Raw genomic sequence first — 23487 nt, forward strand, 5'->3', positions numbered from 1 at the left:
AAAGTGACATTAAAGACATTAAATTAGACAGCCACTCCAATTGTAAACTAATCTAGCGACCTAGATTCTAATTGGAAGTGCACCACCTAATTCATTGCCGCATTGCGCCTCAATTACTTTACCTGCCATATCAATTGCGACTCTGCGATTAAACATTGCGGAAGGTTGTCCATTTTTAAACACTACAAAGCGCACTTTAAATACCCAATAACTAGTATCTAACCCATCAGCGGCAACTGTAGCTAAATCAAAACTCGTAGGGTGAGCTTCTTGAGTTGGTTTAAGATTAACCTTTATCCAATCATTGAAAATAGACTGAACATTTATAAATGAAATTGGTAGCTCAGACGTACCGTCCCAATTTATCGTTGGTGCAGAATCAAATGAGAATTCACAATGTTTGCCGTTTTCGGGCCAAGATTCAAATGTATAAGTGGCTGCACAAACGATATTTGCAGCCATAATCATTGCACCCAACATAAAAAATTTCACAAAATTTCCTGTGGCTTATAACGCTTAATATAACTGGAAAATACGAGCGCTTTACAGCGAGTAGTTTCCCAGTTGATGTTTTTGTTATACGCACATATTACGCTAATGTTTGGGAACATAGGTTTTACCCCACTTATTAGCCGCTGCCAGAGCAAAACCAAAATAGACAATACTGAAAACACCATTTAAAAATTCAAAATTTACTTCGTTGTTTACAGATTCAAAAGCGGCACTAAAAAGAGATATGAAAAATCCAAGTACAGCACTAAACCAAATGAATTTAATTATCACACCATAAACTTTCTCACTCAAAATCCCACTGTGTTCCTGAAAGCTCAGGAAAAAACTGGTTATTTTATGACAAATATAAACCATCAATAACGTTAGCGGCGGTACTAAAATAGCTTCTACAACTTCATGAAATATTAGGCCAATTAACATAGCTAACGAACACCACACTAAAGGAATTTTAAAACCCAATATCTCAGTGTAATTTAAGTATTTTGGTTTAACAGCTTCGTTATTCAACTACATGTCCTTTGTGCGTATAACGAGCCTGTAGATTAACTCGTTTTTAAATTTGTTTTTATTGATAAACAAACCATAGCTGAGTTCCTATTTTGGTTCAATTGATTACTGTATTTTTACGCAGAATATTGAAGTGTTTGATATTGTTTTAATTGACGTTTTGGAAGGGATTACGGGTGTTTGGATGGATTCAAGGTTAAAAAGCAACCAACCAAGAATAGTTGGATACGTTCCTAAAAATAGTAATTCTACAGCCTCAACGCCACCTTAAGCGGCAAAAAATTGTTGGTTAAAATGTGAAGAGAAGCGGAACCTAACCAACTGTTTTTGTTCCGTTTGAAGTGTTTTTTAACTGGCTTACACATTTATTAATCTCATTACCAACCTGCACTATTTTAGGTCTTATGTCTTTTACAATGTGATTAGTGATATCAGTATTCCATTTTTGAGAATATGCATCCCCTTTACGCGTAAATCTAGTAATTACTAGATAATCATCGATATCAGCAGTATGCTTAACTTGAATTAATTGCCGGTGCTTACTTTCATTTGTATATGCAGCAATATATTTAAAACCTTCGCTTTCTATTAATTTATTTATCATTTTTGCCAACTCCGGAAAGTCACCACTTTTAGATAACTTTTCAGAGATAGTATAAAGGTAGTGATTTTTCTTATCGCCTATTAGAATTAAATTAATTAAATGAGCAAGCATTTCACAACAACAGTGTAAGCTTTGAATTATAAAATCTAAATTAATAAGACCTCTAAATCTAGCATGTGATATTTCAATATTTACATTTTCTTCCGCAACGCCGAGTACTTGATCAATTAGAACATATTCATCTAGATCCATGCTTTCGATAACACTTCTAACACTAGAATTAACTTGAGTAACTGCTATATCAATTAATTTCAGTCTTTCTGGAATTGCAAAAATGCATTGCTCAATATTAACCAGCTTTTCATCACAAGAAATTTTCGATTTACATAAACTCAATAACTCTTTATTTGACCATGATGCCATGAACACTCCTAGCTAGTTAACGCCCTAATAATGAGCAAAAAATAGTTGGCTAAAATGTTGAGGAACGAAAACAGCCAACTGTTTTTTGTCCTTACTTATTAGCTTGTTAAGTTGCATTTACACACCGTAAGCTAACATAGTAGCCATTACAAGAGGCATTAAAAGTAAAACAACAAATATTACAACCTCGAGCCACTCTTTAGCCAAAGTTATAAAATACCAAAACGGATTTAGTGAGGTACTTGAGTCGAGCTTTCCGAAGTATTGTAGAAAGCCAGCGATAAAGAATGTCTCTGCACCCAATATTGCAGTGCACATAGCTACAAAAGATAGATATGGATTTTGGCGACTCATATTGCTAAATATAAAGAAGAGAACGATAAATAAAACAGTTGAGATAATAAATGATTTTTTCAGGTGAGCATATTTCACTGCGACCTTATTAAATCCTTTTGGGGAAAATATCACCCGAACTCCTTTTGCAATTTAACGCCCTGTTAACAGGCAAAATATTGTTGGCTAAAATTGTTGAGGTACGAAACACAGCCAACTGTATTTTGTCCTTGTTTAACAGCTTGTTAGTTGCCGATTACGCCTACAACTTTGCTACGCCTTTCAATAAGAATTACGTCACGCCAAATATTATTCATTTGACCAAGATTTTCACGAATACCAAGTTGACGAAAACCATTATTTTTGTGGAGTTTTAGGCTCCCTTTATTTTCAGGGAAAATAGCAGCTTGTAACATCCAAATATTATTACTTTCAGACTCTAAAATTAGACTTGAGAGTAATTCTTGACCTACACCCTTACCTTGAGCACTAGCTGCAACATATACACTGACTTCTGCGACTCCGGAATATACTTCTCTGTTTGATATTGGCGAAAGTGCAGCCCAACCAATGATATTGTCATTTTCGACGGCGACAAGGCGGGAATGGCTATGCATTGAAGTATTCCACTCAACCCAACTTTTCGCTGTTAATTGAAACGTAGCATTCCCTGTATCGATACCTTGCTGGTATATGGTTTGCACGAAAGGATAATCAGCTTGCTCAAATGTACGGATTAACACGAAATTCTCCTAGGCAACTAACAACTTTGTATCCAACATTTGTAGCTTTATAAACCGACAAATGTCCAAATATTACAAAGATTCTAATTTAACCAGCTAATAGAGACTTGTAAACAACTAGTTAGCCGATATTTAAGTTTCCTTGATGTAGAAATCCCCCAAAATGGTAGAGATCAGTAATATCGGAAAAAAAGTAATGAGCTATAAAAATAGGTGTAAGCGATATTATTAATAAGATAACTTAAATTTGTCTCTAAGCTTTTGCCTTTAACCTAAAACAAAAAAGCCGCTGTTCATTACAAACAGCGGCTTTCGTCTTAAGATTTACAGGCTTAAAGCTTGCTTAACTTAAACTTGATTTTTATTGTTTACCAATCACTTCAAGTCCACCCATGTATGGGCGTAATACTTCAGGTACTACTACAGTACCATCGGCTTGTTGGTAGTTTTCTAGTATGGCTACTAGTGTACGGCCAACGGCTAAGCCTGAACCATTTAGTGTATGTAGTAACTCTGGCTTTTTAACACCTTCACGGCGAAAACGTGCTTGCATTCTACGCGCCTGAAAGTCAGCCATGTTTGAACATGATGAAATTTCGCGGTATGTATCCTGCGCAGGTAACCATACTTCTAAATCGTAAGTTTTAGCTGAGCCAAAACCCATGTCGCCCATACATAAAATTACTTTTCGGTATGGTAGGTCAAGTGCTTGTAGTATTTGCTCTGCGTGCCCTGTTAACTCTTCAAGCGTTGCCATTGAGTCTTCTGGTTTTACAAGTTGTACTAGTTCAACTTTATCAAACTGGTGCTGACGAATTAGGCCACGTGTATCGCGACCATAGCTGCCTGCTTCACTTCTAAAACACGGAGTGTGGGCAACTAAACGAATTGGTAAATCGCTTTCGTCGTAAATTTCGTCACGGGCGCTGTTTGTAAGCGGTACTTCAGCTGTAGGAATTAAGCTAAAGCCGGCTTGTTGTTCGCCATCGTCGTTCACAAGGCCTAATGTGTGGAATAAATCGCCCGCAAATTTAGGTAATTGGCTTGTGCCATAAAGGCTTGCGCTATTAACTAAGTACGGTACATACATTTCTGTATAGCCGTTTTTGTCTGCGTGCGTATCTAGCATAAATTGCGTTAAAGCACGGTGCATACGCGCTACTTGACCGCGCATTACTGTAAAGCGTGCGCCACTAATTTTAACGCCCATTTCAAAATCTAAGCCATTTAAGTCTTGGCCTACATCAACGTGATCTTTAACTTCAAAATCAAACTTTTTAGGTGTGCCCCACGTTAAAATTTCAACGTTGTCGTCTTCGTCTTTACCGGCAGGTACTGACTCGTCTGGCAAGTTTGGAATTGCTAAAGCAATGTCGTTAATTGCGGCTAATACTTCATCTTGCTCAGTTTTAGCGGCGTCTAGCTCACTGCCTAAGTTAGCTACTGCATCAAGTAGTGGCTGTGCGTCTTCGCCTTTTGCTTTGGCTTGACCAATTGCTTTTGCGCTTGCATTACGTTGACTTTGAAGTTCTTGCGTTTTTACTTGTAATGTTTTGCGTTTTTCTTCAAGTGCCGTTACCGTCGCTACATCGAGTTCGTAACCGCGAGCCGCTAAACGTGCTGCAGTTTGTTCGATGTCTTGACGTAAAAATTTAGAATCTAACATGTTAGTTTTTTAACCTTTTTGCATTACTAGCTGAAGGCCCAGCCAAGCCATAAAAATACACACCATCACGTTTAAGATGATATTGAGGGCCATTTTAATAAAGTGACCTTGTTGTAATAACAACAACGAGTCCATTGAGAATGTTGAAAAGGTGGTTAATGCACCTAAAAAGCCAATACCGATAAGGGTTTTGGCGGGGCTTGCGGTGATAATTTCTTTATCTATCAAACCGTACAAAATGCCCATTAACAATGAACCCAGAATATTAACCGTCAACGTGCCAAAAGGGAATCCCCTACCGAGGAGTTTTAGCATGCTTTCGCTAATAAAAAACCGTAAACACGCACCTGAGGCTCCGCCAAGGGCGATCATCATATAAAGTTTAATCATTTTCGTACCGTTTAAGTGGGCTTTGCGCATCGCGCTCTTTTAGGTAATCGAGTTTTTGTTTAATTTTTTGCTCAAGGCCGCGTTCGCTCGGTAAGTAATATTCTTTGCCGTCCATTTCTGGCGGTAAATATTTTTCACCTGCGGCAAATGCGCCTTCTTCGTTATGCGCATATCGGTACTCAGCGCCGTAGCCTAAGTCTTTCATTAAGTTGGTTGGCGCATTACGCAGGTGCTCTGGCACGGGGTAACTTGGCTCGTTTTGAGCATCTGCTTTGGCTTGATTAAACGCCATATACACCGCATTACTTTTAGGTGCGCTGGCTAAGTACAATGTAGCTTGTGCAATTGCACGTTCGCCCTCGCTTGGGCCTACTCGCTGAAATATATCCCATGCGTTTAAGGCCACTTCCATCGCACGCGGATCGGCGTTACCAATATCTTCTGTTGCAATGGCAAGTAAACGCCTTGCTACATACAAGGGGTCGCCACCACCAGCTAAAATTCGGCAATACCAATACAGCGCACCGTCAGGGGAGCTACCTCGTACTGATTTGTGAAAGGCTGATATTAAATCATAAAACTCATCGCCGCCTTTATCGTATTTGGCCAAATGAGTTGGTAATACTTGGCTAAGTACGTGCTCGTCTACGTTGTATTGCCCGTTTTGCTCGATTGTTAAATCAACCGCTTGCTCAAGTAAATTAAGTACTTTACGCGCATCGCCGCCACTTGCTTGGCATAGTGCCTTTTTAGCATTCTCGGCAATAGTGATGTGTTTTTGGCTTAATTGTTCGTCTTGTTTAAGTGCGCGCTCTATAACGCTGTATAAGTCGGTGTCGGCAAGCGATTTCAAAACATACACGCGTGCTCGCGACAATATAGCGTTGTTAAGGGCAAATGATGGGTTTTCGGTGGTTGCACCTACAAATATAAAGGTGCCGTCTTCTATGTGCGGTAAAAACGCATCTTGCTGAGATTTATTAAAGCGGTGCACCTCGTCAACAAACATAAGGGTGCGTTGGCCACGGCTTTCTAGGTTGTCCCGCGCTTGCGTTACGCTGTCGCGTATATCTTTTACGCCTGCGGTTACCGCCGACATTTGAATTAGTGAGGCATCAGCGTGGTTGGCAATTATTTGCGCAAGTGTTGTTTTACCTACACCCGGCGGGCCCCACAAAATTAAACTATGGCAGCGCCCCGCTACAATGGCTTGATGCAGTGGTTTGTCAGCACTTAATAAGTGCTGCTGACCAATGTATTCATCAAGCGTTGTAGGGCGCATACGCGCGGCAAGTGGCCGTACATCGGGCCCAAAGTTAAAACCTAAATTACTCACCGTTACTCTGATCGTCTATTTCAACACCTTCAGGAGGCGTAAATTCAAAAGTGCTTTTATCAAGCTGCGTATTAACTTGTGCATTGTTAAACGTAAATGACGATAGCTGCCCTGAGTTGTCGGTAACGACTAGTTTAGCAAGGCCTTGCTCGTTACCTGCAAACGCTATATCAAGTTGTTCTACTTGGCTTTCTACGCCTTTATTTGGCGTTACGCTAAAACCTGTATTTGTTGCAAGTACGCTGTATTTTTCCCACTGTGCTGGGTCTTTTGATGTAAGTAGCACAAATGGTGTTGAATCGATTAGGCTGCTGGTTTTCATAATCGTTACTTGCTCAGCAAAGCTGTCGAAGTAATAGGTTTTATCGCCGTTTGATACAAATAACGTATCGTCTGGATTAGTTTGCTGCCAGCGAATCATCATAGGCTGTTGAAGCGCTATTGTGCCCTCGCCTTGCATAACTGCTTGGCCTTCTTTGTCTGTTACTTGTTGTGCAAACTGCGCTTTAAAGCTTTTTAAAGTGGCAAGTCTGTCTTGTAATGCTTGGCTGTCGTCAGCAAAGCTTGGTGCGGCAAGTACGCTGCCTAACACTAATAATAAGGCGTTAACTTTTTTCATGAATTTGCTCCATTAGGTACTAATACATCGCGAGCACCGTTATGACCTGGTGAACTCACGATACCCGATGTTTCCATTTGCTCTACTAAACGTGCTGCGCGGTTATAGCCAACACGTAATTTACGTTGCACTGACGATACCGATACTTTGCCAGTTTCTATTACAAACGATACAGCTTCGTCGTATAACGGATCGTTTTCTTCGTCTGCATTTTCGCTTGCTTCGCCTGGCAATAAAATATCTTCGCTGGCATCGCCATTTAATATTTCATCAATATAATTTGGCTTAGCACGTGCTTTCCAATCGTTTACTACAGCGTGTACTTCATGGTCGTCTACAAACGCACCGTGTACACGCTCTGGTACACTAGTACCTGGCGGTAAATAAAGCATGTCGCCCATACCCAGTAGATTTTCAGCGCCTTGTTGGTCAAGTATTGTGCGCGAATCTATTTTGCTTGATACCTGAAACGCCATACGCGTTGGTATATTTGCTTTAATTAAACCTGTAATTACATCAACCGATGGGCGCTGCGTAGCAAGCACTAAGTGAATACCTGCCGCACGTGCTTTTTGGGCAATACGTGCAATTAGCTCTTCTACTTTTTTACCTACAATCATCATCATGTCGGCAAATTCGTCTATTACTACAACAATGCTTGGTAATTTGCCTAGCTCGTCTGGGCCTTCTTTCATGCCATCGGTGTCTTTGAATAATGGGTCTAGAATCGGGTAACCCGCTTCATTGGCATCAAGCACTTTTTGGTTGTAACCTTTTAAGTTACGCACACCCAAAGCTGACATTAATTTATAACGACGTTCCATTTCGCCTACACACCAACGCAGTGCGTTGGCAGCTTCTTTCATGTCAGTCACTACTTCACACAGTAAATGCGGAATGCCTTCGTATACTGAAAGCTCAAGCATTTTGGGGTCAATCATGATCATACGTACATCATCAGGACCCGATTTGTACAGCAAGCTTACTATCATGACATTAACGCCCACTGATTTACCTGAACCGGTTGTACCGGCCACCAATAAGTGTGGCATTTTACCTAAATCAGCACATACCGGCTGACCAGCAATATCTTTACCTAGCACCATGGTAAGCGGGGATGGATTTTGCTCAAATTTAGGCGCGTTTATTACTTCTGACAAACGTACTATTTCGCGGTGTTTATTAGGAAGCTCAATACCTACGTACGTTTTACCTGGTATAACTTCTACAACACGCACACTAATTGCCGAAAGCGAGCGGGCTAAATCTTTTGCTAAACCTGTAATTTTAGATACTTTTATACCTGGTGCTAAATCGAGTTCAAAACGCGTAACAACAGGGCCAGGGTACACTGCTACAACCGTTGCCTGAACGTTAAAGTCGAGTAGTTTTGTCTCTACTAAGCGCGATACTGTATCGAGCTCTTCTTGCGAAATTGGGTTTTTAGCTTTGTCTGGTCTGTCGAGTAAATCAAGCGACGGTAACGGCCCCGGAGGTGGCTCTTGTGTTAATAATTGCTCAAATTTTTCTTTAGCCGTTGGCGGCGGTTGATATGCTGGTTTTGGCTTAGGCATTGGTCTAGCTGGCGATACAACCGTAGTCACTGGTTTTTCAGGCTCTATTACGGGGCTTTGGTCCAGCGCATTTAATGCAGCTTCTGTATCCATTGGCTCGTCGTCTATGGCGCTAAAGCCAATTTCTTGATCGAGTATGTCGTCAAGTTCATCAAACGGCATAAAGTCGTCACTAATTTGTGGCTCGCTAAATGGTGTTTGTGGTTTATTAATTGCTTTTTGTTTATCTGCTTTTTTAGATGATGTAGGCAGCTCTATTTGCTCTTTTATATCGTCTTCAAAATGGGCATCTTCTTCATCGTGATTATTTACTTTGCCCGCAGCATGCTCTCGGTGCATCCAGCCTTTTGCGTACGATACAATAAAGCGGTAAAACCTAACCATTAAATCGCCAAGGTAATCTACAAAGTCAACCCACGATACACCCGTTAATAAGGTAAGCCCTGCAAAAAAGAAACACAGCAATAATATAGACGTGCCGGTAAAGTTGAATGCAGGCATCATGGCTGATGCAATAACATCGCCCACTACCCCACCAGATGAAAAATTATAAATATCGTCAAAATTGATACTACTAATAGCGGTAGCTGAGGTGATAAATAAAGCAAAACCAATAACACGTAGCGCTAAGGTAGTGTAATCAAGCTGTAAAATTCGGTGAGGTTGTTTAAATAACAAATAGCCAAATAGCTGAATGGCCGCAGGCACTAAGTAAGCCAACCAACCAAAGGTGAGTAATAAAATGTCGGCTACCCATGCACCGGCAGCTCCTGTAATGTTGCTTACTTCGCTAAAACTAGTTTGCGACCATGCAGCATCTGCTGGATCAAAGCTGATCAAGGCACATAAAATAAATATTGCCGTAAAGGTGCTGATAATCAGCCCTGTTTCTAATAGTCTTTGCACACCGTTTAGGCGCATAGTTCCCTATTCCTCTTTATTATTCTATTTTTATTCACACTTACTTAGCAGTGAAATACCTTAGCAGGAAATGCAATTTGTTGCACTTTATCTTAACCTTGATGGCCTGATTATGAACAAGTTTTTATAATTTGAGCTTATATAAGCAAATGGCACAAGCTAATATAAATAACCTTAAGTAATATAGGGCCGAATAATTACGCCTTCTTCACCTTTTACTTCTTCCATTACTACATAAGTTCGGCTTTCACTAACATTAGGCAATTTTAATAATATGTCGCCTAATACGCCACGGTATTCTGACATATCATTTACGCGCGTTTTAAGTAAAAAATCAAAATTACCCGATACCAAATGACATTCTATAATTTCTTCATGCTTTTTAACGGCCGCACTAAACTCATCAAATACGTCAGGAGAGGTTTTAGTAATTGTTACTTCTACATACACCGATAAACCTTGCCCAAGCTTAGCTGGATCGACCACTGCTTTATAGCCAAGTATGTAACCTTCTCGTTCTAGCTTTTTCACTCGCTCCAGACAGGGCGTGGCGCTTAGACCAACTCGTCTGGCCAGTTCAACATTTGACAAGCGTCCATCGTGTTGTAATTCCATTAAAATTTTACGGTCAATTCTATCTAACAATTGATGCATAGTACCAACTAGTTTTTTATACTGTTTATTTTTATTATATAGATGATAACACTAGATTTGACTTTAAAAAAGGTGAGACACACGGGCTTATGATGAATATAATAGTGGAAAATGTTAATCCGTTCTTAATAAGGCAAATGATATGATTATTGGTGTTCCTAAAGAAATTAAAAACCATGAATACCGTGTAGGTATGGTTCCTGCAAGTGTTCGTGAATTAGTAAACCACGGTCACCAAGTGATTGTAGAAACTGATGCAGGCATGGGTATTGGTTTTACTAACGAAGATTACACGCTAGCGGGTGCTGAAATTTTAGCAACTGCTGCTGACGTTTTCGCTAAAGCAGACATGATTGTAAAAGTAAAAGAGCCACAAGCTGTTGAGCGTGCAATGCTACGTGAAGACCAAATTCTTTTCACTTACTTACACCTTGCACCTGATCTTCCACAAACTGAAGACCTTGTAAAAAGTAAAGCTATTTGTATTGCATACGAAACTGTAACTGACTCTCGCGGTGGTTTACCGCTTCTAGCTCCTATGAGCGAAGTTGCTGGTCGTATGTCTATTCAAGCTGGTGCACAAGCGCTTGAAAAATCTAACCACGGTCGTGGCATGCTACTAGGTGGCGTACCAGGCGTTGAAGCTGCTAAAGTTGTTGTTATTGGCGGCGGCATGGTTGGTCGTAGCGCAGCTCAAATGGCTGTTGGCCTTGGTGCTGAAGTTGTAGTGCTTGATCGTAACATCGACGTATTACGTGCACTAGATGCGCAATTTGGTAATAAAGTAAAAGCTATTTACTCAACTGCTGATGCACTAGAAAAACACGTACTAGAAGCTGACTTAGTAATTGGTGGCGTACTAATCCCAGGTGCAGCTGCACCTAAATTAGTAACTGCTGCGCACATTAAAGCAATGAAACCTGGTTCTGCAATTGTTGACGTTGCAATCGACCAAGGTGGCTGTATTGCTACTTCTAAAGCAACGACGCATGCTGATCCTACTTTCATCGTTGATGAAGTTGTTCACTACTGTGTTGCTAACATGCCAGGTGCTGTTCCACGTACATCTACGTTTGCACTTAACAATGCAACATTGCCTTTCATCATTAACCTTGCAAACAAAGGTTATAAAAAGGCATTACTAGATGACGCTCACTTCTTAAAAGGCTTAAATGTAATTAAAGGCCAAGTAACTTACAAAGAAGTAGCTGAAGCGTTCAACATGGAATATGTTGACCCACGCACAGCGGTAGAAAACGCATAATTTAGCGTTTTGTAGTTAGGTTATTATTTAGTAATGTAGCGACCTAACTACAACCCATAAAAAAGCAGCTAATTAGCTGCTTTTTTTGTATTTAAATTTCAGATTTATATAAACTGGTTTAAATAAAATGGTTTAGATAAAACGCTTAATTATAAAATCTACTTTTACGCGCTTAGCTTGGCCAAGTAGTTTTTTAACTGGCTGCGGGTAATCATCCATCGTTTCTAAATCATCTGGGCCTGTTAAACGTCGGCAGTGTTGTAAAATTTCCTGCTTTTCGTTATCAATAGCATCCATAATTGTTTGCTCTGGATCTTCTATTAAAATACCGTTTTCGATATCAAGACCCCATGCACGCGGATTTAAGTTATGCCCGCTCAGTAAATGCTTTGTTCTATCTGAACATATACCTTTTAAATGAAACGAATTACTTCCATCTTTCCACAGATACACATTTAAATTACCGTTATCGATATGGCGCTTTTGCGTTTTTACAAACTTATGCAAAATAGTTTCGTACAAATAAGGTAATGCCCCTATTTTACTAAACGGCTCGCTTGGCGGTAAATAAAAGTCATTTGCTGTTTTATCCCCTACTACAATAGTCACTTGCTTACCTTGCTTTAATAATCGGCGCAGTGATCGCATAAGCGGTGCCGGAAAATTAAAGTATGGCGTATACAACACAAGCTCTTGTTCTGTGGTATCAAATAACGCTTTTATTAGTCTGTTCAGTTCGTTGTTACGACGCCCGAGCCCTAAAAACAAGCGAATACCTAATGCTTTGGTATTTAGCTGCTCTGCTGCGTTATAACTTGCGACTTTTAAATCACGCATTAATTGCTTTTGATCAAGCTTAAAGTCGTGCAAACGCTTAAGCGGTCGAGTGTCTATGCGCGGTACAGCATCTGAACTAAGCAGCTTAGTCTCAATAAAATCTACCACCGAGTCACACAGCTCGCTCTGCGTTATTAAAAAATAACGATCGAGTCTGTAGCGTTCGCTGTATTGCAAGTACACGTTATTTAAGCTTGCGCCGCTGTAAAGTAAGGTGTCGTCAATTACAAAACCTTTTAAATGCAATACGCCAAATAATTCTTTAGCTTTTACAGGTACGCCATAAACTTGTACGTTCGATTTAAACTTTTCTAAATCGTCACAGTATAAACTTGCGTTGCCGTCTGACTTATCAGCGCCAATTAATCCACGTTGCGCACGATGGAAATCCACCAGCACTTTTACTTCAAGTGCGGGGTTTGCCAATGACACACGATGCAGCGCTTCTAAAATTTCGCGGCCTGCTTCGTCATCTTGTAAATACAACGCCGTAATATAAATTCGTTTTTTTGCGTTAGCTATCAAACGTAGCAATTGCGTTCGGTAATCTTGCGCATTGGTTAAGACGTTAACGTCTTTTGAAGTCAACCCGAATGCGGGTTTTTCCTGCCAAAATAACATAGTTGCCTATTTGCTTAGGTCACATAATCTATCAGTGACAAATAAAATTAGGTAAAACATAACAAAAAAAATCAAAGGGGTCATGAATTAACGCTGTTTTATTGCCTGTTAGTCTATTTATTGAGCTACTTTGGCATATTAGCTGTAAAAGCATAGAGCTCTAGTACACAATACTGCACAGCTTTTCGATTTGAGAAAAAAAATAATCGCGGATTTTGTTTACATCTGCCTTGTTTTTCTTAGAATCAAGCGCATTAATGAGCATATTGAACACAGTATTAAACGTTTAGGAAAAATAATGACTGAAGCAAAACATTGTAAGCTACTAATTTTAGGCTCTGGCCCAGCTGGTTATACTGCCGCAGTATATGCAGCACGTGCAAATTTAAACCCTGTTTTAATTACAGGCATTCAACAAGGTGGCCAATTAACAACCACCACTGAAGTTGAAAACTGGCCTGGTGATGCACACGGTTTAACAGGTCCTGCGTTAATGGATCGTATGAAAGAGCACGCTGAGCGCTTTGAAACTGAAATCATATTCGATCACATCAATAAAGTAGATGTATCTAAGCGCCCTTTCACACTAACTGGTGACCAAGGTACTTACACATGTGATGCGTTAATTATTGCAACAGGTGCTTCTGCTAAATACTTAGGCCTAGAGTCTGAAACTAATTTCCAAGGCCGTGGTGTTTCGGCGTGTGCTACCTGTGACGGCTTTTTCTATAAAGGTCAAAAAGTAGCGGTTGTTGGTGGTGGTAATACAGCGGTTGAAGAAGCGCTTTACTTATCTAACATTGCTGACGAAGTACATGTTATTCATCGTCGTGACAGTTTCCGCAGTGAAAAGATACTTGCTGACCGCCTTGCTGAAAAAGCAGCAAACGGTAACGTTGTAATGCATTACAACCGCACGCTTGACGAAGTATTAGGCGATCAAATGGGCGTAACCGGTGTGCGCATTAAAGATGCACACTCTGGTGCAACTGAAGAACTTGATTTAGCCGGTGTATTTATTGCTATCGGTCACAAGCCAAATACAGATATGTTTGTTGGTCAACTAGAAATGAAAGATGGCTACTTAGTTGTAGAGTCTGGTCTTCACGGTAACGCGACTCAAACAAGCGTAGAAGGCGTTTTTGCTGCAGGTGATGTGTCAGACCACATTTACCGTCAAGCAATCACATCTGCGGGTACAGGCTGTATGGCTGCCCTTGATGCAGAGCGTTTCTTAGATAATTTATAAGCAATTAAATAAATTATTATAGGGCTGATTATTCAGCCCTTTTTTTATGTCTAAAATATAGTTACACTTTTACGATCAATTATAAAATAAGTACTGTATGAGAAATCAGCTATACCAATTAAGTGAAACCGATATAGCATTCCCCAATCCGGAATACGCATTAGAATCCCCTGATGGCTTACTGGCAATTGGCGGAGATTTGAGTTTACCTCGCCTAAGTAATGCCTACAAAAGCGGAATATTCCCTTGGTTTAGCGAAGATGAGCCTATTATGTGGTGGTCGCCTAGCGAGCGAGGCATTTTTGAGCTTAATGATTTTCATATAAGTAAGAGCCTGCGTAAGCATTTAAAAAAGCATCCTGTAAGAGTAACCATTAATAATGCCTTCGAAGAGGTGATAGAAGCCTGTCGCGATCAACGCCTTGATACCGATGGCACCTGGATCACCTCTGACATGCTCGACGCTTACGTTAATGCACACAATGCCGGCATTGCACATAGTTTAGAGGTATGGAGTAACGGGGAGCTTGCAGGTGGCTTATACGGCATTATGCAAAACGGTGTTTTTTGTGGTGAGTCAATGTTTCATCATCAAACCAATTGCTCCAAGCTTGCTATGTGGGCACTGGTAAATTGGCTTAAACGCCATAATGCGCATTTTATTGATTGCCAGTTAGAAAACCCTTATTTAATGACTCTGGGTGCACAAGTAATCCCCCGCTCCACATTTTTGACTAAACTAAAAGCTGCACATAACTATACTGTTAACCCTATTATGTGGGAGCCACAAGAACTTGACGCAATCTATGAATGAACAACTTCCTGCACGTGTTGGTTTAACCCAAGAGTTTGACTGTAGCTATTTACCCAACAGACAAGAACAACTTTTAGTTATTCTTGATCCCAGTTGCTACAGCACCGACAAATTTGAGTCTTTATTAGGTTTAGGATTTCGTCGCAGTGGTAATCAAATATACCGTCCGCACTGTCCAATATGCAGCGCATGCAGTTCTGTACGTGTATTAGCACAAGACTTTATGCCCTCAAAATCGCAAAAACGTAAACTAAACAAAGCAAAAACACAGTTTGAGGTAAAATATTCAACGCAAGAGCGACCTGAGTACTATCCGCTTTATAGCAAGTACATAACGATGCGTCATCAGGATGGAAGTATGTATCCTCCTGAAAAAGAACAGTTTCAAAGTTTTTTACTTTGCAGTTGGCTTAAGATCACATTTATTGAACTGTGGCACCAAGATACTTTAGTCGCAGTTGCTGTAACCGATTGTATGAATAGCGCTATTTCTGCAATTTATACCTTTTTTGACCCCGACTTTGAACACTATAGTTTAGGCTCTGTGATGATATTAGAGCAGCTAAAGTTTGCTAAAGAACAAAATAAACAATACGTGTACTTGGGCTATCAAATTGATGAATGCGACAAAATGAAGTACAAAACTCAGTTTTTACCTGCTCAAAAACAGCTCAATGATGAGTGGGTGGCTATTTAATTTGCAAATATAGCCCCTGCGCCTTTACTTATTGGAGTATTTTGGGCAAAATCTGCAGCGTTTAACTATTAAAGAGGTGTTACGCTAAACATGGCGAAAGAAGACGTAATCGAAATGCAAGGGACTGTCCTTGATACTTTACCAAATACAATGTTCCGAGTTGAGCTAGAAAATGGTCACGTAGTTGTGGCTCATATTTCAGGCAAAATGCGCAAAAACTATATCCGTATTTTAACCGGCGATAAAGTAACGGTAGAAATGACTCCTTACGATTTATCAAAGGGTCGTATCGTATTCCGTGCTCGCTAAGTAAGTGCGTAAACGAGATTTAGTTTTTGGCTAGTATTTAACTAGCTTTAAGCGTTTATTAAATGTAATTGATAGACATTGACTAGCAATTACATTTAATAAACAAAAAGCCCAGTTTTTACTGGGTTTTTTGTTGCCTATAAAAAGGGCAAAAAAAATGGCCCGCTATTATGTAGCGGGCCATTTTATTTAACTAAATTATTTAATTAACGTTTAAGCTGGTGTTAAATTACTCTCGTAATCAAAGCGAATCTTCTTATCTTTAACCGATACTTTAACCGTACCGCCATCAACAAGTTCACCAAATAATATTTCGTTAGCTAATTGCTTTTTAAGCTCTTCTTGAATAACACGCGCCATTGGACGTGCACCCATCGCTTTATCGTAGCCTTTATCTGCTAACCACTCACGTGCTTTGGACGTAAGCTCAAGGTTAACCGATTTTTTATCAAGCTGCGCTTGCAGTTCCACAATAAATTTATCAACCACCAGTAAAATAACTTCACGTTCAAGGTGATTAAACCAAATGATGTTATCTAAACGGTTTCTAAATTCAGGCGAGAATACTTTATTAATTTCGCCCATTGCATCATGTGTATGGTCTTGCTCTGTAAAACCAATCGACTTACGTGTAGTTTCTTGTACACCCGCATTGGTAGTCATTACAACCACTACATTTCTAAAATCAGCTTTACGACCATTGTTATCGGTTAACGTACCGTGATCCATAACCTGTAGCAAAATGTTGTAAATGTCAGGATGCGCTTTCTCAATCTCATCTAAAAGTACAACCGCATGTGGGTTTTTAATAACGGCTTCTGTTAATAAACCGCCTTGCTCAAAACCAACATACCCTGGTGGTGCACCAATTAGTCGGCTTATTGCATGGCGCTCTACATACTCCGACATATCAAAACGAATAAACTCAACACCCATGCATTTAGCCAGTTGCTTAGTTACTTCTGTTTTACCCACACCGGTAGGCCCTGCAAACAAGAACGAACCTACAGGTTTTTCTTCGCTCGATAAACCAGAGCGAGATAAACGAATCGCTGATGTAAGCGCGTCAATAGACTGATCTTGCCCAAACACGAGCATTTTAAGGTTACGGTCTAGGTTTTTAAGCGTTTCTTTATCTGTTGACGAGACGCTTTGCGCAGGAATACGTGCCATTTTAGATATAATTAGTTCTATATCTGCCACACCAATGGTTTTTTTACGTTTAGAGCTAGGTTGCAGGCGCTGACTTGCACCGGCTTCATCAATTACATCTATTGCTTTATCTGGCAAGTGACGCTCATTAATGTATTTAGCACTGAGTTCTGCAGCTGCTTTTAATGCTTTTTGAGTGTAACGAATACCATGGTGCTCTTCGTAACGCTCTTTTAAGCCGTTTAATATTTTAGTGGTATCGGCAACACTTGGCTCAAGTACATCAATTTTTTGAAAGCGACGAACTAATGCACGGTCTTTCTCAAAAATATTTTTATACTCATTGTAAGTTGTTGAACCCATACAACGTAGCTTACCACTTGAAAGGAGTGGTTTAAGCAAGTTTGATGCGTCCATAACACCACCAGACGCCGCGCCGGCACCGATTATGGTATGTATCTCATCAATAAATAAAATAGAGCCTGGCTCAGCTTGCAGCTCTTTAAGTAAGCTTTTAAAGCGCTTTTCAAAGTCGCCACGATATTTAGTACCCGCAAGCAATGCACCCATATCTAGCGAGTACACAACAGCGTCTGCAATTACTTCTGGTACTTGCTTATTAACAATACGATACGCTAAGCCTTCAGCAATTGCTGTTTTACCAACGCCCGCTTCACCAACAAGTAATGGGTTATTCTTTTTACGACGACACAATACTTGTACCGTGCGCTCTACTTCGCTGTCGCGCCCGATCAGTGGGTCAATGTTACCTTCGCTTGCTTGAACGTTTAAGTTAGTTGTAAAGCTGTCTAGCTTGCTTGCTTCTTCATTTTGAACTTCTTGCACTTCATCATGAATATCGTCGCTGTCGTTGCCTAAATCATCATCTGCTTTAGAAATTCCATGCGAAATAAAGTTAACGATATCTAAACGCGATACATCATGCTTTTTTAGTAAATATACAGCTTGGCTTTCTTGCTCAGAAAAAATAGCAACTAGCACATTAACGCCAGTAACTTCATTTTTACCTGACGATTGCACATGAAATACAGCGCGTTGTAATACACGTTGAAAGCCAAGTGTTGGCTGAGTTTCACGTTCTTCTTCTAAATCTGGAATGACGGGTGTTGTTTCGTCAATAAATTCTAATAATTCGGTTTTTAAACCAGAAATATTAACACCACACGCGTTTAGGGCTTCTCCTGCAGAAGGATTATCTAAAAGCGCAAGTAAAAGGTGCTCTACGGTCATAAACTCATGACGGCGAGTGCGCGCTTCACGAAACGCGGCATTTAATGTGAGTTCTAAGTCTTTGTTTAGCATTGGCAACCCCTTACTGAGATAATAATTTATACCACAACAATCGGATGTTTGATCACCCTAATTGGTATTTATACCAATTGTATTAAATTGGTATTATTCCTGCTCACAACTACAAAGCAGTGGATGCTCGTTATCACGCGCGTAGCGGTTAACTTGTTCAGCTTTGGTGTGGGCTACATCGGCGCTGTAAACACCGCATATACCCTTACCTTTTTCATGAACCTGAAGCATCACGTCGGTTGCTCTATCGCTATCCATATTAAAAAACGTCGTTAAAACTTCTATTACAAAGTCCATCGGCGTGTAGTCGTCGTTATTTAAAACAACTTTATATTTTCGCGGCGGCTGTAGCTTTTGCTTTTCACTGTCGCGAACTGTGTCGATAACACCTGAATCTTTCATACCACTCATAATTAAATATAGTCTTGTCTTTGTAACTCAAGCAAACTTGAATAAAAAATAAATAAAATGTTAAAAAAATAACTCAAAACACTTGACTGGTTGGCTAAATAAACTACAGTCAAACGTAGATTGATTAAACCTTAGTCAGTCTAGCAAATAATACAATTTAGAATAACTAAATTAGTCAACTTATTGAAGGATGTAGAAGTATGGCTTGCGGTAAAGTTAAATGGTTCAACAACGCTAAAGGTTTTGGTTTCATCGTGGAAGACGGCTGCGAGAATGATATTTTCGCTCATTACTCAACAATTGTAATGGACGGTTATAAAACGCTTAAAGCTGGTCAAGATGTAACATTCGAATTAGAACAAGGACCTAAAGGTCTACACGCTAAAAATATTGCCCCAGATGGTGACATTATTGAGTGACTATTGTTTTGTTCGACTAAAGCGAGTGACCTTTTAAGATCCTCGCTTAATTCCTTAAGCACACTAACTTATCTCTTCTTCTCTATTTATTGCCTCTTTTCATCCAAATTCAACCCTTTTCCTTGAATTTATTTTATATACCCCAATGTTCTAAGAGTTGATTGTTTAACTGCTTATTGGGCATGCTCAAACTCTAGCCCTTTTTATTTAAGCTTGTTACACTCTTGGTGCTAAAAATTGCGTATTAACGCAGCAACTAATCCAACTTGTCGCCTCTTTTATATGTACTAGGCTAAAGGCTGATTTATTTTTGTTAATTTTTTAGCTATAAATACAATTCCAGTTCGTCAGGTGTGACTATTCTGCTTTTATAAAAGAGCAACGCTGAGTACCAACACCTAACAAACTATTCATTACGAGCGTATGTATTCATTAACTTGTTTAATAATATGTACTCACTCATTAGTAATGATTTTCTTTGCATTGTTGAATAAGACCTTATCGGTCTACTATCTAGGAATGATGATGACATCAAAAATTATCTATACAAAAACGGACGAAGCTCCGGCACTAGCAACTTACTCGTTGCTACCGATCATCCAAGCATATACAAATGCGGCCGGTGTTGAAGTTGAAACTCGCGATATCTCATTAGCAGGTCGTGTAATTGCTAGCTTCCCTGATTATTTAACACAAGAACAACGCATTGGTGATGCACTTGCTGAACTTGGCGAGCTTGCTAAAACACCAGAAGCAAACATCATCAAATTACCAAACATCAGTGCATCTGTACCACAGCTTCGCGCTGTAATTAAAGAGCTTCAAGCAAAAGGTTACGCTCTTCCAGAGTACCCTGTTGAACCTAAAAATGATGAAGAAAAAGCAATTCAAGCTGCTTACGACAAAATCAAAGGCAGTGCAGTAAACCCTGTACTACGTGAAGGTAACTCAGATCGTCGCGCACCAGGTTCTGTAAAAGAATATGCACGTAACAACCCACATTCAATGGGTGCATGGAGCAAAGATTCAGAGTCTTATGTTGCAAGCATGAGCGAAGGCGATTTTTTCGGTTCAGAACAGTCAGTAACTGTTGATACGGCCACTGATGTACGTATTGAACATGTTGCAACTAACGGCGACGTTTCTGTACTTAAACAAAGCACGCCTCTTTTAGCTGGCGAAGTTATTGATGCATCAAGCATCAGCGCTTCTAAGCTTCAAGCTTTCTTAGCTGCTGAAATTGACGCTGCTAAAGAAAAAGGTGTTTTATTCTCGCTTCACATGAAAGCGACAATGATGAAAGTATCTGATCCAATTATCTTTGGTCACGCTGTAAAAGTATTCTACAAAGATGTATTTGCTAAACACGGTGAGCTTTTTGAAGAGCTAGGTGTTGATGTAAATAATGGTTTAGGCGATGTATATTCTAAAATTCAAACATTAGATGATGCTAAGCGCGAAGAAATTGAAGCAGACATTCAAGCTGTTTACGCTAACCGCCCTGCTATTGCTATGGTTGACTCTGATAAAGGTATTACAAACCTACACGTACCAAGTGACGTGATTATCGATGCGTCTATGCCTGCTGCAATCCGTTCAAGCGGTCAAATGTGGAATAACGATGGTAAATTACAAGACACAAGCTTTGTAATTCCAGATCGTTGTTACTCAGGTATTTACCAAGCAACTATTGATTTTTGTAAAGTAAATGGCGCGTTTGATCCAACAACTATGGGTAGCGTTCCAAACGTTGGCCTTATGGCTCAAAAAGCTGAAGAATACGGTTCACACGATAAAACGTTTGAAGCTAAAGCAGATGGTTCTATCCGTGTTGTTGATGCAAATGGCAATACATTACTTGAGCACAGTGTTGAGCAAGGCGATATTTGGCGCATGTGTCAGGTTAAAGACGCACCAATCCAAGATTGGGTTAAGCTTGCAGTAAATCGTGCACGCGCAACAGGCGTTCCTGCTATTTTCTGGTTAGATGAAAATCGTTCGCACGATGCTGAGCTAATCAAAAAAGTAAACAAATACCTACCAGATCACGATACAGCTGGCCTAGATATTCAAATTTTAGCACCGCTTGAAGCAACATTGTTCTCATTAGCGCGTATTAAAGAAGGTAAAGATACTATTTCTGTAACAGGTAACGTATTACGTGATTACCTTACAGATTTATTCCCAATTTTAGAGCTAGGTACGAGTGCTAAAATGCTTTCAATTGTTCCTCTTATGAACGGTGGCGGCTTATTTGAAACTGGCGCGGGTGGTTCTGCACCTAAGCATGTTCAACAATTCGAAAAAGAAAACCACTTACGTTGGGATTCTTTAGGTGAATTTTTAGCACTTGCTGCATCACTTGAGCACCTTAGCGTAACTACGGGTAACAACAAAGCACAAGTACTGGCTGATACTCTAGATAAAGCGACAGGCACTTTCTTAGCAGAAAACAAGTCTCCTTCACGTAAAGTAAAAGAAATTGATAACCGTGGTTCTCATTTCTTCCTATCTTTATTCTGGGCACAAGAACTTGCTAAGCAAAATGATGACAGTGAACTTAAAGCACAGTTTACTCAAATTGCTAGCGACCTTGAGTCTAATAAAGAGCAAATCGTAAGTGAACTTAACGATGCGCAAGGTCCTGCAGTTGATTTAGGCGGTTACTTCCAGCCTAACGATGATGCAGCCTTTAAAGCGATGCGTCCAAGCACTACATTTAACGATATTCTTGCTAAGTTAGTATAAATATTGGTTTAAATTTAAAAGCCGCTTACTTGTAAAAGTAAGCGGCTTTTTTGTAACCATAAAAAAAGGCTGCAGTTGCAGCCTTTTCTTTTACCTAAATAAAGATAGTAGGCAATACTATTTTGTATAGGCGCGTGGCATTTTTGAATCAGTTGTATAACGGTCACGCAGTTTATCTTGGCGAGATTGTGTAGATACCTCAACGCCATTTATAAACATTTTGCTCACGTGGCTGCTTAGTTCAAACGGGTCATTACTCCACATTACTACATCAGCGGCTTTACCTACTTCAAGACTACCGGCATTGATACCAAATACATCTGCAACGTTTGATGTAACCGCTTTTAACGCACCTTCTTGGCTCATACCATACGATACAGCATTACCAGCATCAAAACGCAGCTGATAAATATTGTGGCTTGCATCGCCACCTACCGTTAATAATACTTTAACCCCTGCTTTTTCAAGCACACCTGCATTATCTAAACTCGCATGAAGCGAATCAAAACTTGCTGGTAAGCTATCCATTGCACTAACGATCACTGGGATATTTGCTTTAGCAACTCGCTCTTTTACTACAACAGCGTCTTGTGCGCCATTAAGTACCAAGTTAATACCAAATTGCTCTTTTACTTTAATAAGCTCAATAATATCTGCCGCACGAGATACGCCAACCACTAATGGCATTTCGCCACTGAGTACTTTTGCCATTACTTTATCTTCAGTACTTGGCTTGTCGTCATCTTTTTTAGCTTTTTTACCGGCTTTAGTTTTGTGCTCATCAAGTTTATTAATAAGTGTTTGCAAAGTAAAAGCACGAGAACCTTTACTACGCTCACCTAAGTAAACAATTAAAGCTGCTTGTTTTTGCATGTCGCTATCAAAACTACCACTTAAATCAACAACACTCGCTAGGCCCGAAAAGATGCTATCACCACCATGAGGGGTAATTACATCGCGTGTTACACCGCCTTTACGAGCATAAGGAACTAAGCTTGAATGTGCGTTGTAAGCAAGGCTTACGTCAAAATCAATACCTGCTTTTTCTTCGCCTGCATCGCGAGAGCCTGCAACTGCACTTACTTCAACTAAACCAAGTTGATTAATACTTGCAATAAAGCCTGGGGTTACAATTTGGCCCTTTGCATCAATAATTTCATCTACTTTAATTTCAGTTGGGTTAATCGCTGTAATTTTGCCATCTGTCATTACAATGCTTGCCGCTTCTAATACACCTTGATCAGAAGACGTATGCAATGTTGCATTAATAATTGCTAGCGATTGTGCGCTTACAGCACCAGATGCTAATAATCCTGCAGCAACCAGAGAAAGCGAAAACGAACGTGATAAATTTTTCATT

The 23487-nt window shown here is 39.9% G+C and carries 22 protein-coding genes; 7 read left to right on the forward strand and 15 right to left on the reverse strand.

Annotated features, from left to right (window positions below; all coding sequences use genetic code 11):
- Positions 1-60 precede the first annotated feature (60 nt).
- The 11 genes from I6E80_RS13865 to lrp all read right to left on the reverse strand — a co-directional run bounded on the left by I6E80_RS13865 (position 61) and on the right by lrp (position 10283).
- Positions 61-492, reverse strand: coding sequence for a hypothetical protein (locus tag I6E80_RS13865; protein ID WP_197185778.1), 432 nt, complete (start codon positions 490-492; stop codon positions 61-63).
- Between the two features lie 102 nt (positions 493-594).
- Positions 595-1020: a hypothetical protein gene (locus I6E80_RS13870; protein ID WP_197185779.1), complete on the reverse strand. Its 426-nt coding sequence runs from the start codon at positions 1018-1020 to the stop codon at positions 595-597.
- A 313-nt stretch (positions 1021-1333) separates the two neighbouring features.
- Entirely contained in the window at positions 1334-2047 is a 714-nt protein-coding gene (locus tag I6E80_RS13875; protein ID WP_197185780.1) for a hypothetical protein, read from the reverse strand.
- A 117-nt stretch (positions 2048-2164) separates the two neighbouring features.
- Entirely contained in the window at positions 2165-2515 is a 351-nt protein-coding gene (locus tag I6E80_RS13880; RefSeq protein ID WP_165726919.1) for a hypothetical protein, read from the reverse strand.
- Positions 2516-2625: 110 nt separating this feature from the next.
- The gene (locus I6E80_RS13885; protein WP_104644269.1) at positions 2626-3123 is read right to left on the reverse strand and encodes a GNAT family N-acetyltransferase; all 498 of its coding nucleotides are present in this window, start codon (positions 3121-3123) and stop codon (positions 2626-2628) included.
- A gap of 361 nt (positions 3124-3484) precedes the next feature.
- Positions 3485-4789, reverse strand: a complete 1305-nt coding sequence (serS, locus tag I6E80_RS13890) for a serine--tRNA ligase (RefSeq protein ID WP_096793228.1) — start codon at positions 4787-4789, stop codon at positions 3485-3487.
- Between the two features lie 9 nt (positions 4790-4798).
- Positions 4799-5179 carry a fluoride efflux transporter CrcB gene (crcB, locus tag I6E80_RS13895; protein ID WP_021032117.1) on the reverse strand — a complete coding sequence of 127 codons (381 nt, stop codon included), beginning with the start codon at positions 5177-5179 and terminating at the stop codon, positions 4799-4801.
- A complete protein-coding gene (locus I6E80_RS13900; RefSeq protein ID WP_197185781.1) occupies positions 5172-6515 on the reverse strand; it encodes a replication-associated recombination protein A in 1344 nt (447 codons plus the stop codon). The genes crcB and I6E80_RS13900 overlap by 8 nt, the downstream gene beginning before the upstream one ends.
- Positions 6508-7134, reverse strand: coding sequence for an outer membrane lipoprotein chaperone LolA (gene lolA / locus I6E80_RS13905; RefSeq protein WP_197185782.1), 627 nt, complete (start codon positions 7132-7134; stop codon positions 6508-6510). The genes I6E80_RS13900 and lolA overlap by 8 nt, the downstream gene beginning before the upstream one ends.
- A complete protein-coding gene (locus I6E80_RS13910; RefSeq protein WP_197185783.1) occupies positions 7131-9629 on the reverse strand; it encodes a DNA translocase FtsK in 2499 nt (832 codons plus the stop codon). The genes lolA and I6E80_RS13910 overlap by 4 nt, the downstream gene beginning before the upstream one ends.
- A gap of 174 nt (positions 9630-9803) precedes the next feature.
- Complete coding sequence (gene lrp / locus I6E80_RS13915; protein WP_007582985.1) at positions 9804-10283, reverse strand: leucine-responsive transcriptional regulator Lrp; 480 nt, start codon at positions 10281-10283, stop codon at positions 9804-9806.
- A gap of 142 nt (positions 10284-10425) precedes the next feature.
- Here lrp and ald point away from each other — a divergent pair, with 142 nt between their 5' ends.
- Positions 10426-11547, forward strand: a complete 1122-nt coding sequence (ald, locus tag I6E80_RS13920; RefSeq protein WP_024599039.1) for an alanine dehydrogenase — start codon at positions 10426-10428, stop codon at positions 11545-11547.
- A gap of 132 nt (positions 11548-11679) precedes the next feature.
- On the opposite strand, the gene pssA is transcribed toward ald, so the two are convergent.
- Complete coding sequence (pssA, locus tag I6E80_RS13925) at positions 11680-13005, reverse strand: CDP-diacylglycerol--serine O-phosphatidyltransferase (RefSeq protein ID WP_024599038.1); 1326 nt, start codon at positions 13003-13005, stop codon at positions 11680-11682.
- 298 nt (positions 13006-13303) lie between these two features.
- On the opposite strand from pssA, the gene trxB reads away from it, so the two are divergent.
- The 4 genes from trxB (at position 13304) to infA (ending at position 16074) form a co-directional block, all read left to right on the forward strand.
- Positions 13304-14254 carry a thioredoxin-disulfide reductase gene (trxB, locus tag I6E80_RS13930; RefSeq protein WP_024599037.1) on the forward strand — a complete coding sequence of 317 codons (951 nt, stop codon included), beginning with the start codon at positions 13304-13306 and terminating at the stop codon, positions 14252-14254.
- A gap of 97 nt (positions 14255-14351) precedes the next feature.
- Entirely contained in the window at positions 14352-15068 is a 717-nt protein-coding gene (gene aat, locus I6E80_RS13935; RefSeq protein ID WP_170070795.1) for a leucyl/phenylalanyl-tRNA--protein transferase, read from the forward strand.
- A complete protein-coding gene (locus tag I6E80_RS13940; protein ID WP_010552618.1) occupies positions 15061-15765 on the forward strand; it encodes an arginyltransferase in 705 nt (234 codons plus the stop codon). The genes aat and I6E80_RS13940 overlap by 8 nt, the downstream gene beginning before the upstream one ends.
- A 90-nt stretch (positions 15766-15855) precedes the next feature.
- On the forward strand, positions 15856-16074 hold the full coding sequence (gene infA, locus I6E80_RS13945; protein ID WP_002962494.1) for a translation initiation factor IF-1: 219 nt from the start codon (positions 15856-15858) through the stop codon (positions 16072-16074).
- A gap of 213 nt (positions 16075-16287) precedes the next feature.
- On the opposite strand, the gene clpA is transcribed toward infA, so the two are convergent.
- The gene (clpA, locus tag I6E80_RS13950) at positions 16288-18549 is read right to left on the reverse strand and encodes an ATP-dependent Clp protease ATP-binding subunit ClpA (protein ID WP_170070794.1); all 2262 of its coding nucleotides are present in this window, start codon (positions 18547-18549) and stop codon (positions 16288-16290) included.
- Positions 18550-18642: 93 nt separating this feature from the next.
- A complete protein-coding gene (gene clpS, locus I6E80_RS13955; protein WP_007585109.1) occupies positions 18643-18951 on the reverse strand; it encodes an ATP-dependent Clp protease adapter ClpS in 309 nt (102 codons plus the stop codon).
- Positions 18952-19160: 209 nt separating this feature from the next.
- Between clpS and cspD the strand changes: the two genes are divergently transcribed.
- Both cspD and I6E80_RS13965 read left to right on the forward strand, forming a co-directional pair.
- A complete protein-coding gene (gene cspD / locus I6E80_RS13960) occupies positions 19161-19379 on the forward strand; it encodes a cold shock domain-containing protein CspD (RefSeq protein WP_002962500.1) in 219 nt (72 codons plus the stop codon).
- 525 nt (positions 19380-19904) lie between these two features.
- On the forward strand, positions 19905-22127 hold the full coding sequence (locus tag I6E80_RS13965; protein ID WP_197185784.1) for an NADP-dependent isocitrate dehydrogenase: 2223 nt from the start codon (positions 19905-19907) through the stop codon (positions 22125-22127).
- 117 nt (positions 22128-22244) lie between these two features.
- On the opposite strand, the gene I6E80_RS13970 is transcribed toward I6E80_RS13965, so the two are convergent.
- Positions 22245-23486 (reverse strand): amidohydrolase family protein, encoded by a 1242-nt coding sequence (locus I6E80_RS13970; protein ID WP_076924541.1) that lies wholly within the window; start codon positions 23484-23486, stop codon positions 22245-22247.
- Position 23487: the final 1 nt, after the last annotated feature.

The sequence above is a fragment of the Pseudoalteromonas sp. NSLLW218 genome (assembly GCF_015864775.1).
Lineage (GTDB): Bacteria > Pseudomonadota > Gammaproteobacteria > Enterobacterales > Alteromonadaceae > Pseudoalteromonas.

Bases quoted from the DNA above. Each gene is read 5' to 3' on its own strand.
- I6E80_RS13875 (WP_197185780.1), bottom strand. From the start codon at position 2,047: ATGGCATCATGGTCAAATAAAGAGTTATTGAGTTTATGTAAATCGAAA.
- serS (WP_096793228.1), bottom strand. From the start codon at position 4,789: ATGTTAGATTCTAAATTTTTACGTCAAGACATCGAACAAACTGCAGCA.
- crcB (WP_021032117.1), bottom strand. From the start codon at position 5,179: ATGATTAAACTTTATATGATGATCGCCCTTGGCGGAGCCTCAGGTGCG.
- lolA (WP_197185782.1), bottom strand. From the start codon at position 7,134: ATGAAAAAAGTTAACGCCTTATTATTAGTGTTAGGCAGCGTACTTGCC.
- I6E80_RS13910 (WP_197185783.1), bottom strand. From the start codon at position 9,629: ATGCGCCTAAACGGTGTGCAAAGACTATTAGAAACAGGGCTGATTATC.
- lrp (WP_007582985.1), bottom strand. From the start codon at position 10,283: ATGCATCAATTGTTAGATAGAATTGACCGTAAAATTTTAATGGAATTA.
- ald (WP_024599039.1), top strand. From the start codon at position 10,426: ATGATTATTGGTGTTCCTAAAGAAATTAAAAACCATGAATACCGTGTA.
- pssA (WP_024599038.1), bottom strand. From the start codon at position 13,005: ATGTTATTTTGGCAGGAAAAACCCGCATTCGGGTTGACTTCAAAAGAC.
- trxB (WP_024599037.1), top strand. From the start codon at position 13,304: ATGACTGAAGCAAAACATTGTAAGCTACTAATTTTAGGCTCTGGCCCA.
- aat (WP_170070795.1), top strand. From the start codon at position 14,352: ATGAGAAATCAGCTATACCAATTAAGTGAAACCGATATAGCATTCCCC.
- I6E80_RS13940 (WP_010552618.1), top strand. From the start codon at position 15,061: ATGAATGAACAACTTCCTGCACGTGTTGGTTTAACCCAAGAGTTTGAC.
- infA (WP_002962494.1), top strand. From the start codon at position 15,856: ATGGCGAAAGAAGACGTAATCGAAATGCAAGGGACTGTCCTTGATACT.
- clpA (WP_170070794.1), bottom strand. From the start codon at position 18,549: ATGCTAAACAAAGACTTAGAACTCACATTAAATGCCGCGTTTCGTGAA.
- clpS (WP_007585109.1), bottom strand. From the start codon at position 18,951: ATGAAAGATTCAGGTGTTATCGACACAGTTCGCGACAGTGAAAAGCAA.
- cspD (WP_002962500.1), top strand. From the start codon at position 19,161: ATGGCTTGCGGTAAAGTTAAATGGTTCAACAACGCTAAAGGTTTTGGT.
- I6E80_RS13965 (WP_197185784.1), top strand. From the start codon at position 19,905: ATGACATCAAAAATTATCTATACAAAAACGGACGAAGCTCCGGCACTA.
- I6E80_RS13970 (WP_076924541.1), bottom strand. From the start codon at position 23,486: ATGAAAAATTTATCACGTTCGTTTTCGCTTTCTCTGGTTGCTGCAGGA.